This window comes from Pseudomonas sp. CFBP2511, assembly GCF_030209255.1.
Lineage (GTDB): Bacteria > Pseudomonadota > Gammaproteobacteria > Pseudomonadales > Pseudomonadaceae > Aquipseudomonas > Aquipseudomonas avellanae.
In genome coordinates, this window is sequence record NZ_JARVSI010000024.1 from 235513 (window position 1) to 249271 (window position 13759).

Genomic DNA, 13759 nt, shown 5'->3' on the forward strand with positions numbered 1-13759 from the left:
CTTGTGTTCAAAACGGTTATGAAGAAGTGATCTAAGGTTATAACCGTTTGTCGCGGATGACGGCCGCTTCGGCCGCTTCTGTGACACTTTGCAGGCGGCGGTCCGGGCCGAGCCAGCCCAGCACGGCGTCGGCTTCCATGGGTTTGGCAATCAGGTAGCCCTGGCCTTCGTCACAACCCCACTGCTTGACCAGCCGACGAATTTCATCGGTCTCGATGCCTTCGGCCACCACGCAATAGCCGAGCTTCTTGGCCAGCCCGATCAATGCCTTGACCAGACGCTGATCAGTCTTGTCGGATGCCAGGTTACGAATCAGCGACTGGTCAAGCTTGACCGTGGTCGCGGGCAGTTGCCGCAGGTAATTCCAGTTGCTGTAGCCCGTGCCGAAGTCGTCAATCGCCACATCCATGCCCATATGCCGCATGCGCTCCAGCTGATGACGCACTTCGGCAGGGTTGTGCATCAATGCGCCTTCGGTGAATTCCAGCTCGAAGCGCGTGGGGTCTATCTTGTGCTGACCCAACAGCCGCACCATCCGGTCGGTAAACGCCGGGCCGGTGAGGTCCTCGGGGGTCACGTTGATGGCAATACGGAAATGGAAGCCCTGTTGCTGCCAGCGGGCTGCCTGCTCAATGGCGCTCGTCAATACCCACAGACTCAACGGGCGCATCAGTGCGGTCTTCTCGGCCAGCGGCACGAACTCGGCAGGCCCGATGGGGCCGAGCGTCGGGTGATTCCAGCGCAGCAAGGCTTCCACCGACGTGCACAGGCCGGTCTCCAGGTCGATACGCGGTTGATAGACCAGGCGCAACTGATCATGCGAGTGCACCGCGCTGGTCAATGAGCTGAGCAGCTTGAACGCGCGTTGCTGAGCAGCATCGAAGTGCGGCTCGTATATCGCCCAGCCAAGGTCGCGGTCGCGTGCGTCGTCGGCGGCGCTGATGACCATGCGCATCCAGTCCTGCTCTTCGTTAGGGTCGCGGTTCAGGGTCACAACCCCGAGCCCGACCTGCATCTGCACCGGAATGCCCCGGCACTCGACTGGCGTCTCAAAGTCTTCGAGGATGGTGCGAAACAGGTGTTCAGGCGGACGGTCTCCAGGCAGCAGAAAGCCGAAACGGGTCGGCCCGACCTTGTACAGCGAGCAAGTCCTCGGCAACAGACTCTCTATGCGCTCCTTGATCGCCGTCACCAGGTCCTGAGAGAAATCGTAACCCAGCGCCTTGACGATGTCGTTTAAGAACGCCGAGGTAATCATGTCCACCACGACCAGTTGATAATCAACGCTCGATGCCAGCGCCTCATGAATGTCTTCCTGCAGGCGCGAGCGGTTGAACAGGCCGGTAGGCTGGTCGATGAAGCAACTGAGTCGCAGGCTGACAATGCGCTTCATGACCAGCGAGGCGAAACGCTTGAGCATCTGCGTCTGGTGCTCGCTCATCGGCTCACGAGGCTTGGTGTCGATCACGCACAGGCTGCCCAGGGCAAGGCCGTCGTCGGTGATCAGCGGAGCACCTGCGTAATAGCGGATGTCGGGATGGCCGGTCACCAGGCTGTTGTTCATGAACCGCTCATCGAGCGTCGCATCGGGGATTTCGAACAGCGTGTCGGAGAGGATTGTGTAGGCGCAGAACGACACGTTGCGCGGTGTCTCCCGCGCACTGAGACCCACTCTGGCGCGGAACCACTGGCGATGTTCATCGACGATCGAGACCAGGGCAATGGGCGTCTGGAAAAACTCGGCGGTCATCGCGACGATCTCGTCGAACACCTCGTCGGAGGTGTCTTCAAGTACGCACAGCTCCTGAATACGCAGCAGACGTTGCGTTTCATTCAGGGGAATGGGGGCACTGGCGTTCATAAAGATTCTCGATGGGTGTACGATGATGCCTCTTTGACATCACTAAGCTCACTTTAACAGACGAAAAGATTTCGACTACCGCCGCGGGATACGTATTAATCGGCCGCACATGCTGAATTTTTAGTGCTGTTGGTCGTCCAGCCCTCATAAACAAAGGCTTTGGGCCTTTAGTTGCGGTGATTTGCAGGCTTTGCCACTCGTCGTTAAGTCGTAAAAATATATTTCATAATCGATGGCCGGCCCGGAACGCGTGATTAACGAGGCGGGCGCGGGGCAGCCGATGCCGTCGTCCGTGACTGCGCAGGTTGAAGGTAGTACGTGAGTATCGGGAAGGCGAGGCGCGCAGGTGAGTCATGGGGCGGCATGTGCGCCCCCGAAATGTGGCGCGGGTTAAACGGTGAGTTCCTGCATTTCCTGCAGTTGGTAGTGCGCGTAAAGCGTGCTGGCAATCAGCGTGCAGAACACTTTCAGGGTGTCGAGCGTATCGGCGTCGTCGAGCTGCTTGGGCAACTGGTCCAGGCCGCACAGCGTGCCAAAGAAATCGCCATTTGGAAAAATGATCGGCAGCGAAAAATAGCTCTGAAACCCATAGAGTTTCGGGATGGGGTGCTCGGCATACACCGGATCGGTGGCCAGTTCGTTAATCACAATGGGTTGCCGGTGCTGGCGCAACTCGTTGCACAGCGTGGTTTCCAGCTTGAGCTGGTGACCCGCTTCCAGTCCGAACTGGATTTCGTCGTAAACAGCACACGCAGTCCAGCTGCTCTCGGTTACTTTCGCAATCGCCGCAAATCGCAGCCCGGTCAGCCGGGTTACCAGCCTGAGAAGGCTGGAAGTGGCTTCGATCTCACTAATGACTGCGAGCTCTGCCGAAGTCAGGTTGTTGTTCAAAATGTGTCACCCTGGTCATAAAAGCACTGATGCAGCCTTGGCAGTACGCCTGTCGCTGCCGATCTGGCGCAGGCACTGATCCTGCCATACCTGATCGTGGCTTACATGAAATATCGTCGTTATCCTTGGGTAACTATTTAATGGGTTAAACGCATCTGTCAACTTTCATGAACTTGTTCAGGGCAGGTGTCTTGGCAAAAACGCACTTTTCAAAGAGCCTTGTCCCTGCGCAAGGCTCGGTAATCACGTCTTGAAGCGCAGTACCAGATCGTTCAGGTTGACGGCCAGCTGCGACAGTTCGTTACTGGCCACCAGCGTCTGGCGAGTACCTTCACTGCTCTGCACGGCCAGGTCACGGATACTGACCAGGCTGCGGTCCACGTCACGGGCAACATGCGCCTGTTGTTCTGATGCCGTGGCAATCTGCAGGTTGCGGTTGTTGATCTCCAGCACCGAATCGGTGATCTGACGCAGCGATTCGCCTGCACCTTCGGCTGTCTTGCGCGTGCTGTGAACTTCCTGTGTGCTCTTTTGCATGGACTCCACGGTCGCGGACGAACCGGCCTGAATCGCCGAAATCATCTGCTCGATTTCCTGCGTGGAGGTTTGCGTGCGATGCGCCAGTGCCCGCACTTCGTCCGCCACCACGGCAAAGCCGCGACCCTGCTCGCCGGCACGGGCCGCTTCGATCGCCGCGTTGAGCGCCAGCAGGTTGGTCTGTTCTGCAATGCCGCGAATCACGCTCAATACTTTGCTGATGTCCTGCGCCTGGCCGGCGAGTGCCGTGACCTGCTCCGATGAGCCTTCGACCAGCCCGGTGAGCTTTTGCATGGCGCTCAGGGTTTCAGTCACACGCTGGTTGCCCAGGTCGGCGGAAAGGCTCGACTGCCTGGCGGCCTCGGACGTGGACGTAGCGTTACGAGCAACTTCTTCCACGGCGGCACTCATTTCGTTTACTGCGGTGGCCGCCTGTTCGATCTCGCTGTTCTGTTGTTGCAAGGTCCGGTCCGCACTTTCCGTGATCGAGGTCATCTCGACGGCGGCAGTGCTGAGTTGCGCAGAGGCGCCGGAGATTTCCTGAACGGTGCTGCGCAGGTTGCCCGACATGGTGTTCAGTGCGTTCATCAGCCGTGATGCTTCGTCGCTGCCGACAACGCTCAACTGCCGGGTCAGGTCGCCTGCGGCGATGTCTTCAGCCAGCTTCAGCGAGACGCTGATCGGATCGACAATGCTGCGGGTCAAGGCAATGGCCAGCACCACCGTCAGCAGCGACGCTGCAATGACAACAGTCAGTAATACGTTGACGCTGTGGTTATAAACCGCCGTGGCATCGTTACCGGAGCTTACGGCTTCCTCAGCATTGTGCCCGCGCAGGGTGGTGAGTTTTTCCTGATAGGCGTTGGCCCGCTCGACCTGCTCTGCGTTCGCAAAGGAAAGGGCTTTTTCATGATCGGAACTGTCCATGGCGATGATCTGTTTCACGCCGTCGATGTAGGCCCCCATCTTGCTGTTGGCGTCTTCGAATTGCGCCAGGTCGTTCGCACCTGAAATCAGATTTTTCCGATAGAACTCGCTGCTTGAGCGAAGCGCCTCGATCGCTTCCCGAGCTTTTGCCTCCGCTGTGCTGTGCACGGCGGGGTCGGTACTGGCGAGCATTCTGATGCTTTCCAGCCGGGCGTGAAGCAGAGCGATCTGGATGTCATCGACGACCTGAATGCTGGGCAACGAATTCTCTTCGATGTTCTGCTCGGCCGTGCGCAGTTGGTCGATCTGCACATAGGAAAATCCTCCCAGGCCGATCAACAGTACGGTGATGATGCCGAAGCACAAGGAGGCCCGGCGCGAAATGTTTAACGATCTAAGATTCATGGTTGCCTCCGGCGGCAAAACAGGCAGAAGGTGAATACGTACCTTCCAATACCTGTTTTTCTGCCGAAGTGGGTAGAGCTTTAACGGGTTGCGATGAAGGTTATTTCATGATGAGCGACATATTTCAGTTTTTTGTTTTTAATCAATGGCTTGGTGCTGATGTATAGGGTGTTTCTGTTTCCAGTAACAGTGCCGGAAAAGGCTGATCGCGGGAAACTAAAGTATTCCCGCTTACTGTGCGGCGGTGCGACATTGATCATCCAAAACGGGCTTTGGCGCCTGGCAACGCTTTGCCTGAGGTGGCGACCTCGTCAAGAAAATCTGCCACGCGGCCCATGCATGCCATGCGTTCTTCTACGTGGGGCATGTGGCTGGATTCCTGGAAAACCGACTGGCGAACGTCAGGGATGTTATCTACGTAAGGTTGAATCACCAGTGGAGTGGCTTCGTCGTAAAACCCCGAAATCACCAGGGTCGGGACGTTGATGTTCGACAGGCGGTCGACAATGCTCCAGTCTTTCATCGTGCCGATAACGTGAAACTCGGTGGGGCCGTTCATCGCGCGATACACCGTCGGATCTTCGTCGATCTGGTGGAATGTACGTTCTACCTCAACTGGCCAGGGCGTGATGCGGCAGACATGGCGGTCGTAGAATACCCGAGACGCTGTCAGGTACGCCGGGTCAGTCAAAGTGCCTGCCTCTTCGTGCTTGAGTAACGTGGCCTGAACGTCGTCGGGCAGCTCCTCGCGCAGGCGATTGGCTTCGCTGACCCACGTGTGCATGTCTGCGGGCGAGTTGGCGATGATCAGTGCCTGCAGGCCTGTCGGCTGAAGTACGGCGTGTTCCGACGCCAGCATGCCACCCCATGATTGACCCAGCAGCGCGTAGTCGTCGGCGATCTCCAGATACTCAAGCAGGTTGTCCAGCTCGCTCAGGAACAGATCGACTGTCCAGAACTCGCTGCCCATGTCCGGCAGATGGGTCGATTTTCCGTTGCCCAGTTGATCGTAGTGGATCACCGCGCGACCGGTATTGGCGATGTCCTTGAACGAGTCCACGTAATCATGGGTACAGCCAGGGCCGCCGTGCAGGATGACCAGCGGTGTGCCGCCGCCACGCAGGTCGCCGGTGATGCGATACCACGTTTGATAGTCGCCAAAGGGCGCAAAACCTTCCTTGATCGTCATGTCTGCCATATCTGCCATGTCGGCGGTCCCTGCTGGATAGTTCGGGGCACCTTAGCGCTGTGCGCGGCATTTAATAACTATAGAAAGTAATAGGTTTTGGCCAATAAACCGGTCAGTGGTCGAGTAAACGGTAGTGAACGGCACGTACCACCGCCTGAACGCGGTTTTTGGCGCCCAGTTTCTGCATGGCCGAATTCAGATGCAGTGTGACGGTCGCGACCGAGCGGTTGAGTTGGTCGGCGATTTCTCTGGCCGTCAGGCCTTCTGCCGACCAGCTCAGGCACTCGCGTTCACGCCGGGTCAGCTTGATGGCGTTGCAGGAACGCATCTTCTGGTCAAACAGCGGGTAGGCGACTTCCTGAAACGCATGAGCCAGCAGGCCGAATTCCGCCAGGCTCTGCCGGGCATCTTCCAGTGCCACATCGCTGCTGTCAGAACACAAGCCTGTCAGGGTCGCAAAACCGCCCTTGGGCATGTGAATGGGCACGGTCAGGCCACACGTCATGTGTGAATCGTGCAGATAACGCACCACCGGCTTGTGCATGTCAGTGAGGAAGGTTTGCAGCACCGTCTCGGCCCTGGGCTGATAGGACCATACGAAAGGCGAGACGCTGGCGACGGCCAGGTGTTGCACCGGATCTATCTGGTAATAACCCTGACTGCACCAAAGCGCATGCCAGTCGGCGGGCGTGTTGCGCAATGACAGCAACGACGGGGTAATCAGTGCTCCATCATGGGACACGGGCACCGGGCTGTAATCGTAAATCACAGCATCGAATCCCAGATCCGATGCCAGCAGCAGGGCGCAATCCATTTGCTGATCCAGCGTAGATGCCGATTGCAGACGCGAATTGAAATCCGACAACCTGATATGCATGGCATGACCTCCTTTGTCATTGAACCAATCTGGGGTCTTAATATAGCAATTAGCAAGGACAGTGCCACGCTTGCGTCCAATCGGCTGTCAGTCCTGTAAAACCTATAAGAATTGCTAGATGTCTGCCGTCGCGCTGCACGGTAGGGTTGATGTCATGAGCCATGGCCGCAAAGGTGCAGTGTGATGAGGGATGAGAGTGGGCCAGGTGAGCAAAAAACGATCAAATTCGACGAATGGCGAATGTTCGACTACAACTTCGCCTTGCCCTTTTGCGTGGAAAGGGCTGCGGCGTACTTTCCGGTTCTGCTGAAACTTCTGTCACAGCATCGGGGCGTCTGATGAATCCGGGTCGTTATCGCTTCATCCTCCAGCGTCCGCTGCAACTGCTGCCCGTGCTGTTCGGCATCAGCCTGGTGACCTTCATTCTGGTGCGTTCGATCCCCGGTGATCCGGCGCGCATCCTGCTGGGTGCCCGTTCCACACCGGACGCACTGGCCAATATCCGCGCCCAGTACGGCCTGGATCAGCCGATGTGGACGCAGTACCTGTACTTCATGAAAAACCTGTTTCAGGGTGATATGGGCAAGTCGCTGCTGTACAAGATCGACGTGCTCAAGCTGATCGGTACACGCCTGGAGCCGACATTATTTCTGGTGATCGGCAGCGTTCTGCTGGCCTTGCTCATTGCTGTGCCACTGGCGACGGTCGCTGCGCGCAACAAAGGCAGTTGGGGCGATAACCTGATACGCGTCTTCACCACCACCGGGCTGGGCATGCCGGCGTTCTGGCTGGGCATCATGCTGATCCTGCTGTTCAGTGTGCGGCTTGACTGGTTTCCGGTGTCGGGCTACGGCAGCGACTGGCTGGACAAGCTGCATCACATGGTGCTGCCGTGCCTGACCATCGCCCTTGCGCTGTCTGCCGTGCTGGTCCGCAACCTGCGCGCCAGCATGCTCATGGAGCTGCAAGCCGATCACGTCACGGCAGCACGGGCACGCGGGGTCAGTGAAGGCGCGCTGTTTCGTCGTCACGTGCTGCCTAACTCGCTGGTGCCCTCGATCAACCTGCTGGCAGTGAATATCGGCTGGCTGATCAGCGGCACGGTGGTTATCGAAAGCCTGTTTGCCATCCCCGGCATCGGCCAGTTGTTGGTGCGCGGCATTTTCAGTCGCGATTACATGGTGGTGCAGGGTGTGGCGATGGTGCTGGCCTGTGCCACGGTGATCGTCAACTTCCTCGCCGATGTGGCCACGGTCGCGATAGACCCGCGGGTGAACATCAAATGAGCGTCGCTCAGGCTCATCTTCGTCCGCAGTGGCGTTCGCGACTGCGTCTGCGCTTGCGCAATGGCCGGCTGGCGATGCTCTCGGGTGGTGCGCTGCTTGGCGTGTGGTTGCTGCTGGCACTCTTCGCCCCTTGGCTGGCACCCTACGATCCGATTTATCAGAACACCGAACTGCGCCTGCTCGCGCCACACCTCGCACACCCGTTTGGCACCGACAATTTTGGCCGCGATATTCTGTCCAGAGTGATCTGGGCGGCGCGCGTCGACCTGCAGATCTGCGTGATCGGGGTGGTGTTTCCGTTCATGATCGGCACCTTTGTCGGTGCATTATCGGGCTATATCGGTGGCCGATTCGACAACCTGTGCATGCGCCTCATCGACATCGTTCTGGCGTTCCCGTTTCTGGTCTTGATGCTGGCGATCATCGCGATTCTCGGGCCAGGCCTGAGCAGCTTTTACATCGCCATGGCGCTGGTGGGCTGGGTGTCTTATGCGCGGCTTATTCGTTCACAGATTCTGGTCCTCAAGGAAAGCGATTTCGCCCTGGCGGCCAAGAGCCTGGGCTTTGGTCACCTGCGTATTCTGTTTCGCCATCTGCTGCCCAACGCGATGTTCGGCTCGATTGTGTTTTCCATGTCCGATGCGGTGCTGGTGTTGCTCAGTGGCGCGTCGGTCAGCTACCTGGGCCTGGGCGTGCAACCGCCGTTGGCCGAGTGGGGCACGATGGTTGCCGAGGGGCAGGCGTTTCTGACCTCGGCCTGGTGGATCTGCACCTTTCCAGGCCTCGCCATCGTGACACTGGCCATGGGCTTCAGCCTGCTGGCCGACGGCGTGGCCGAAACACTGGGAGAGCGTCGATGAGTACGCCGGTGCTGAAAGTCAGCGAGATGAGTGTGGTAGCCAGCAATGTGGCCAGGCATCGTGGCCGTGAGGTGACGCTGGTCGATCGCTTGTCGTTCGACCTGCATCAGGGCGAGATTCTCGGGCTGGTCGGCGAAAGCGGCTCCGGCAAGACCATGGCCTGCCGGGCACTGATGCAATTGATGCCGTCGCCGGACCTGCAGGTGCGTGGCGGCTCGGTGCTACTCGACGACGTTGACCTGCTGAAACTCGATGCAGCCGGAATGCGCGCCATGCGCGGACGCCGGATCGGCATGATTTTCCAGAACCCAAGCAGCCATCTGGACCCTTTGATGCGTATCGGCGAGCAGATCGCCGAGGGCTTTCGGCTGCATCAGGGCTCATCGAAGCGCGAAGCGCGGGCCCAGGCGATTGACCTGCTGCGTCAGGTCGGCATTCCTGATCCGGCTTCGCGTGTGGATAACTTTCCCCACGAGTTTTCCGGCGGCATGCGCCAGCGGGCGATGATCGCAGTCGCCCTGGGCTGCGGCCCGCAGGTGTTGATCGCCGACGAACCGACCACCGCGCTGGACGTGACCGTGCAGGCGCAGATTCTGCGTCTGCTGCTGGACTTGCGTGATCGTCACGGGCTGTCGTTGATCATGATCACCCACGACCTTGGCGTGGTGGCGCAAACCTGCGACTCCATTGCGGTGATGTACGCCGGTCGCCTGTGCGAACACGGCAGCAAGCGCGATGTGCTGGCCCGCGCCAGACACCCATACACCCACGGCCTGATCGAGTGCCAGCCCGCCAGCAGCGCGGGCAGCGGCCTGTTGCGCACCATTCCCGGCCAGCCGCCGTTGCTCGACGCGCTGCCCAGCGGCTGCCGCTTCCATGCGCGCTGTGGCCATGCCGGCCAAGGCTGCGCCGAAACGCTGCCGCTGATGCGCCCGATGGGCGTTGCGCATGCTGCGGCGTGTCACTATCCGCTGGCAGACAGGCAAGGAGCGCTTTCATGAGCGGCCCCAGCCTGTTGAACGTCAACGATCTGGTCGTACGCTTTGCAGCGCCCGGCTCGGGTTTCATGGGCCTGAACAAGCGCTGGGTCCATGCCGTCAACGGTGTGTCACTGAGCATTTCAGCGGGCGAAACGCTGGGCCTGGTCGGCGAGTCGGGCAGCGGCAAGAGCACCTTGGGCCGCGCGATTCTGCGCCTGAACGACATTACCTCAGGGCAAATCGTCTTCGACGATGTTGACGTGGCGCAGGGCAGCGGCATCAATTTACAGCGTCTGCGCAGTGAAACGGCGATGGTCTTTCAGGACCCGTCTTCCTCGCTCAACCCGCGCATGACCGTCGGTGCCACGCTGGCCGAGGTGCTTAAAGTGCAGCGCAAGGTCGCGGCATCCGACATTCCTGCGCGGGTCATCGAGTTACTCGACATGGTCGGCCTGCGCGCCGAGTTTGCCGAGCGCAAGCCCGGTGCATTGAGCGGCGGGCAGTGTCAGCGTGTCGGCATTGCCCGCGCACTGGCCATCGAGCCGCGGCTGATCATTGCCGACGAATGCGTGGCAGCGCTGGACGTGTCGATTCAGGGGCAGATCATCAACCTGCTGCTGGAACTGCGTGAACGCATGAACCTGGCGATTCTGTTCATCGCTCACGACCTGGCCATTGTGCGGCGGCTGTGCGACCGGGTGGCGGTGATGTATCTGGGCAAAATTGTTGAAGAAGGCCCGGTCGAAGCGGTCTTTCTAAGGCCGCGCCATCCCTACACCGCTGCGCTGATTCAGGCGATCCCGGAGATTGATCCGGATCGCCCATTGCCCAGCGAGCCGTTGCAGGGCGAGCCGCCAAGCCCCCTGCATCTGCCTGATGGCTGCGCGTTTCATCCGCGCTGCCGTTTTGCCCGGCCCACCTGTTGCAGCGTTGCGCCGCCGACCCGCTATGTCGGTGAACAACGCTATGACTGCGTACTCGATGCGCCCGTTTTTTGATCCGACTGACAACAACATTTGTCCCGACACCGGCAAGGAGTTCATGTGTATGAAAGCTCGACCAATGAAAATGCTGACCGTCGCTATGTTGGCGGCCTGTTCCCTGGCAGCGGGTGTGGCAGAAGCCGCGGGCGTGCTGACCATCGGCCGTCGTGAAGACGGCACCACCTTCGACCCGATCAAAAGCGCGCAGAACATCGACAACTGGGTATTTTCCAACGTCTACGACGTGCTGATCCGGGTGGACGACAAAGGCACCAAGCTGTTGCCGGGGCTGGCGGAAAGCTGGTCGATCTCGCCTGATGGCCTGACCTATACGCTGAAGATGCGTGAGGCAAAGTTCTCTGATGGTTCTGAGCTGACCGCCAGTGATGCGGTGTTCAGCCTGCTGCGAATTCGCGACGATAAAGGCTCGCTGTGGAGCGATTCCTACAAGATCATCGACAAAGTCGTCGCGACCGATCCGCATACCCTGGTCATCACGCTGAAAAATCCTTCAGCCTCGTTCCTTTCGCAATTGGCACTGCCCAACGTTTCGATCCTCTCCGAGAAGGCCATGAAAACCCTCGGCGAAGAGGCTTACGCCGAAAAGCCTGTCAGCTCCGGCGCCTTCACGGTGAAAGAGTGGCGGCGCGGTGACCGGGTGATTCTGGCCAGGAACCCCAACTTCTGGGAGGCGCCGAGCGTCAGCCTGGATGGTGTCGAGTGGATCTCGGTACCGGATGACAACACGCGCGTACTGATGGTCCAGAAGGGCGAGCTGGACGCCGCGATTCTGGTGCCCTTCTCTCGGATCGAAAATCTGAAGAAGAACCCTGATCTGGTGGTGCATCTGGACCCGTCCACCCGCGAAGATCACTTGTTGATCAACCACGAACACGGCGCGCTGGCCAAGCCGGAAGTACGCCAGGCACTGGACATGGCCATCGACAAGAAATCGCTGATTGATGCCGCCACTTTCGGGCAGGGTACGGTAGCCAATTCCTACATCCCCAAAGGCGCCCTGTATCACTACGCCGATAACCTGCAACGCCCCTACGACCCGGTCAAAGCCAAAAAGATGCTGGCTGACGCCGGTGCCTCGGACCTGAAACTCAACTATGTGGTCAATGCGGGCAACGAAGTCGATGAGCAGATCTCGGTCATGCTTCAGCAGCAACTGGCCAAGGTCGGCGTGACCACCACGCTGCAGAAGGTTGATCCGAGCCAGAGCTGGCAGATGCTGATCGACGGTGATTACGATATTTCCGTGATGTACTGGACCAACGACATTCTCGACCCGGACCAGAAAACCACGTTCGTGCTCGGTCACGACACCAACAATAACTACATGACCCGTTACAAGAACGAGAAGGTCAAGGAACTGGTCGCTGCTGCGCGTGTGGAAATGGACCCCAAAAAGCGTGAGCAGATGTACATCGACCTGCAGAAAATGGCCAAAGCCGACGTCAACTGGATCGACCTGTACTACAGCCCTTACATCAGTGTTTCACGCAAGAACATCGAGCACTTCGGTCAGAACCCGCTGGGCCGATTCACCCTTGAAGAAACCGTCAAGAAGTGAGGCGGGCAGGGCTCTCTGCTGATTGGCCAGAGCCCTGATTCTTCGAGCGATGACTGGCGTGTGCGTTAATTTGTATCCTCAGGTTTACCTGCGCTTCGACAGGCTCTGCGAGTGGTAAAGTTGCGGCCTTTTTGCGCTGTACCCCGCGGAGCCCCTCATGCACAACCCCACCCCCCGTACCGAATCCCCGAACGCGCTGGCGTTCATCAAGCGCTTTTTCGCCGCCGAAGCCGCTGGCGGTCTGATTTTGATGGCGGCTGCGCTGGCGGCCCTGATCGTCGCCAATTCGCCGTTGGCTGACAGCTATTTTGCAGCGCTGCACACCGTGCTCGCCGGCATGTCGGTAGAGCACTGGATCAACGACGGCCTTATGGCAATCTTCTTCATGCTGGTGGGCCTTGAGATCAAGCGCGAAATGCTGGCAGGCCAGCTTGCGTCCTGGAGCCAGCGCGCCTTGCCGGGCTTTGCGGCACTGGGCGGCATGGTGGTGCCGGCGCTGATCTACGTGGCATTCAACCGGGGCCAGCCAGACACCATCGGTGGTTGGGCCATCCCGGCTGCGACCGACATCGCCTTTGCCCTGGGTGTGCTTTCTCTGCTCGGCAAACGCGTACCGTTGTCCCTGAAAATCTTCCTGTCGGCATTGGCGATTCTCGACGACCTTGGCGCGGTATTGATCATTGCGCTGTTCTACACCAGTGATCTGTCCGTCCCTATGCTGCTGGCGGCGCTGGGCTCCATCGCCGTACTCGTGGCGCTGAACCGTCTGGGCGTTAAAAAGCTGTTGCCGTACCTGCTCATCGGCGCGCTGCTATGGTTTTTCATGCTCCAGTCCGGCATCCACGCCACCCTTGCAGGTGTGGCCCTGGCGCTGTGCATTCCGCTCGGCAAAGCTGATGAAGAAGCCAGCTCGCCACTGCTTCATCTGGAAGAGAAACTGCACCCGTGGGTCGCTTTTGCTGTGGTACCGATCTTCGGGTTCGCCAATGCGGGCGTGTCGCTGGCCGGTATCACCGTCGACAAACTGGTAGACCCGGTGCCGCTGGGCGTCGCGCTGGGGTTGTTGATCGGCAAACAGGTCGGCATCTTCGCCCTTGCGGCACTGGCCATCCGCGCCGGCCTGGCACGCTTGCCTGACGGCAGTAATTGGGGTCAGCTTTACGGCGTCGCGGCACTGTGCGGGATCGGTTTCACCATGAGCCTGTTCATCGGCGCACTGGCCTTCCCGGGCGCGCCGGCACTGGTGGACGAGGTCAAGGTGGGCGTGTTGATCGGGTCGGTGTTGTCGGCGTTGTTGGGGGTGGTGGTGTTGCGCAGGTTTGGGGCGCGGGGGTGAGCGTAGGGAATGGTAATCTCAACTCATATAGCCAAGGGGGCATCGGTA

At 59.2% G+C, this 13759-nt stretch carries 11 protein-coding genes and 1 pseudogene; 6 read left to right on the forward strand and 6 right to left on the reverse strand.

Going from position 1 to position 13759, the window contains the following annotated elements:
- Window positions 1–37: 37 nt before the first annotated feature.
- From QRN38_RS20845 to QRN38_RS20865, 6 genes and pseudogenes are all read right to left on the reverse strand, one after another.
- Window positions 38–1861: a sensor domain-containing phosphodiesterase gene (locus QRN38_RS20845; RefSeq protein ID WP_044393117.1), complete on the reverse strand. Its 1824-nt coding sequence runs from the start codon at window positions 1859–1861 to the stop codon at window positions 38–40.
- Between the two features lie 390 nt (window positions 1862–2251).
- Entirely contained in the window at window positions 2252–2752 is a 501-nt protein-coding gene (locus QRN38_RS20850; protein WP_003379656.1) for a GAF domain-containing protein, read from the reverse strand.
- 243 nt (window positions 2753–2995) lie between these two features.
- Window positions 2996–3877: a methyl-accepting chemotaxis protein gene (locus QRN38_RS28375; RefSeq protein ID WP_375233730.1), complete on the reverse strand. Its 882-nt coding sequence runs from the start codon at window positions 3875–3877 to the stop codon at window positions 2996–2998.
- Window positions 3854–4621 (reverse strand): annotated as a pseudogene (locus QRN38_RS28380) (MCP four helix bundle domain-containing protein); the annotation flags it as partial. The pseudogene QRN38_RS28380 and the gene QRN38_RS28375, both read right to left, overlap by 24 nt.
- Window positions 4622–4877: 256 nt before the next feature.
- Entirely contained in the window at window positions 4878–5819 is a 942-nt protein-coding gene (locus QRN38_RS20860) for a proline iminopeptidase-family hydrolase (protein ID WP_024668100.1), read from the reverse strand.
- Window positions 5820–5922: 103 nt separating this feature from the next.
- Window positions 5923–6687: a LuxR family transcriptional regulator gene (locus QRN38_RS20865; RefSeq protein ID WP_005769344.1), complete on the reverse strand. Its 765-nt coding sequence runs from the start codon at window positions 6685–6687 to the stop codon at window positions 5923–5925.
- Between the two features lie 338 nt (window positions 6688–7025).
- Here QRN38_RS20865 and QRN38_RS20870 point away from each other — a divergent pair, with 338 nt between their 5' ends.
- The 6 genes from QRN38_RS20870 (at window position 7026) to nhaA (ending at window position 13711) form a co-directional block, all read left to right on the forward strand.
- Entirely contained in the window at window positions 7026–7973 is a 948-nt protein-coding gene (locus QRN38_RS20870) for an ABC transporter permease (RefSeq protein WP_005769341.1), read from the forward strand.
- The gene (locus QRN38_RS20875) at window positions 7970–8833 is read left to right on the forward strand and encodes an ABC transporter permease (RefSeq protein WP_011105045.1); all 864 of its coding nucleotides are present in this window, start codon (window positions 7970–7972) and stop codon (window positions 8831–8833) included. Before QRN38_RS20870 ends, QRN38_RS20875 begins: the two co-directional genes overlap by 4 nt.
- On the forward strand, window positions 8830–9834 hold the full coding sequence (locus QRN38_RS20880; RefSeq protein WP_057415312.1) for an ABC transporter ATP-binding protein: 1005 nt from the start codon (window positions 8830–8832) through the stop codon (window positions 9832–9834). Before QRN38_RS20875 ends, QRN38_RS20880 begins: the two co-directional genes overlap by 4 nt.
- Window positions 9831–10811 carry an ABC transporter ATP-binding protein gene (locus QRN38_RS20885; RefSeq protein WP_007243736.1) on the forward strand — a complete coding sequence of 327 codons (981 nt, stop codon included), beginning with the start codon at window positions 9831–9833 and terminating at the stop codon, window positions 10809–10811. The genes QRN38_RS20880 and QRN38_RS20885 overlap by 4 nt, the downstream gene beginning before the upstream one ends.
- A 49-nt stretch (window positions 10812–10860) precedes the next feature.
- On the forward strand, window positions 10861–12375 hold the full coding sequence (locus tag QRN38_RS20890; protein WP_007243735.1) for an ABC transporter substrate-binding protein: 1515 nt from the start codon (window positions 10861–10863) through the stop codon (window positions 12373–12375).
- A gap of 157 nt (window positions 12376–12532) precedes the next feature.
- A complete protein-coding gene (gene nhaA / locus QRN38_RS20895) occupies window positions 12533–13711 on the forward strand; it encodes a Na+/H+ antiporter NhaA (protein ID WP_007243734.1) in 1179 nt (392 codons plus the stop codon).
- The last annotated feature ends 48 nt before the right edge of the window (window positions 13712–13759 follow it).

Coding starts and splice junctions, on each gene's coding strand:
- QRN38_RS20845 (WP_044393117.1), bottom strand. CDS start 1,861: ATGAACGCCAGTGCCCCCATTCCCCTGAATGAAACGCAACGTCTGCTG.
- QRN38_RS28375 (WP_375233730.1), bottom strand. CDS start 3,877: ATGAACGCACTGAACACCATGTCGGGCAACCTGCGCAGCACCGTTCAG.
- QRN38_RS20860 (WP_024668100.1), bottom strand. CDS start 5,819: ATGGCAGACATGACGATCAAGGAAGGTTTTGCGCCCTTTGGCGACTAT.
- QRN38_RS20865 (WP_005769344.1), bottom strand. CDS start 6,687: ATGCATATCAGGTTGTCGGATTTCAATTCGCGTCTGCAATCGGCATCT.
- QRN38_RS20870 (WP_005769341.1), top strand. CDS start 7,026: ATGAATCCGGGTCGTTATCGCTTCATCCTCCAGCGTCCGCTGCAACTG.
- QRN38_RS20875 (WP_011105045.1), top strand. CDS start 7,970: ATGAGCGTCGCTCAGGCTCATCTTCGTCCGCAGTGGCGTTCGCGACTG.
- QRN38_RS20880 (WP_057415312.1), top strand. CDS start 8,830: ATGAGTACGCCGGTGCTGAAAGTCAGCGAGATGAGTGTGGTAGCCAGC.
- QRN38_RS20885 (WP_007243736.1), top strand. CDS start 9,831: ATGAGCGGCCCCAGCCTGTTGAACGTCAACGATCTGGTCGTACGCTTT.
- QRN38_RS20890 (WP_007243735.1), top strand. CDS start 10,861: ATGAAAGCTCGACCAATGAAAATGCTGACCGTCGCTATGTTGGCGGCC.
- nhaA (WP_007243734.1), top strand. CDS start 12,533: ATGCACAACCCCACCCCCCGTACCGAATCCCCGAACGCGCTGGCGTTC.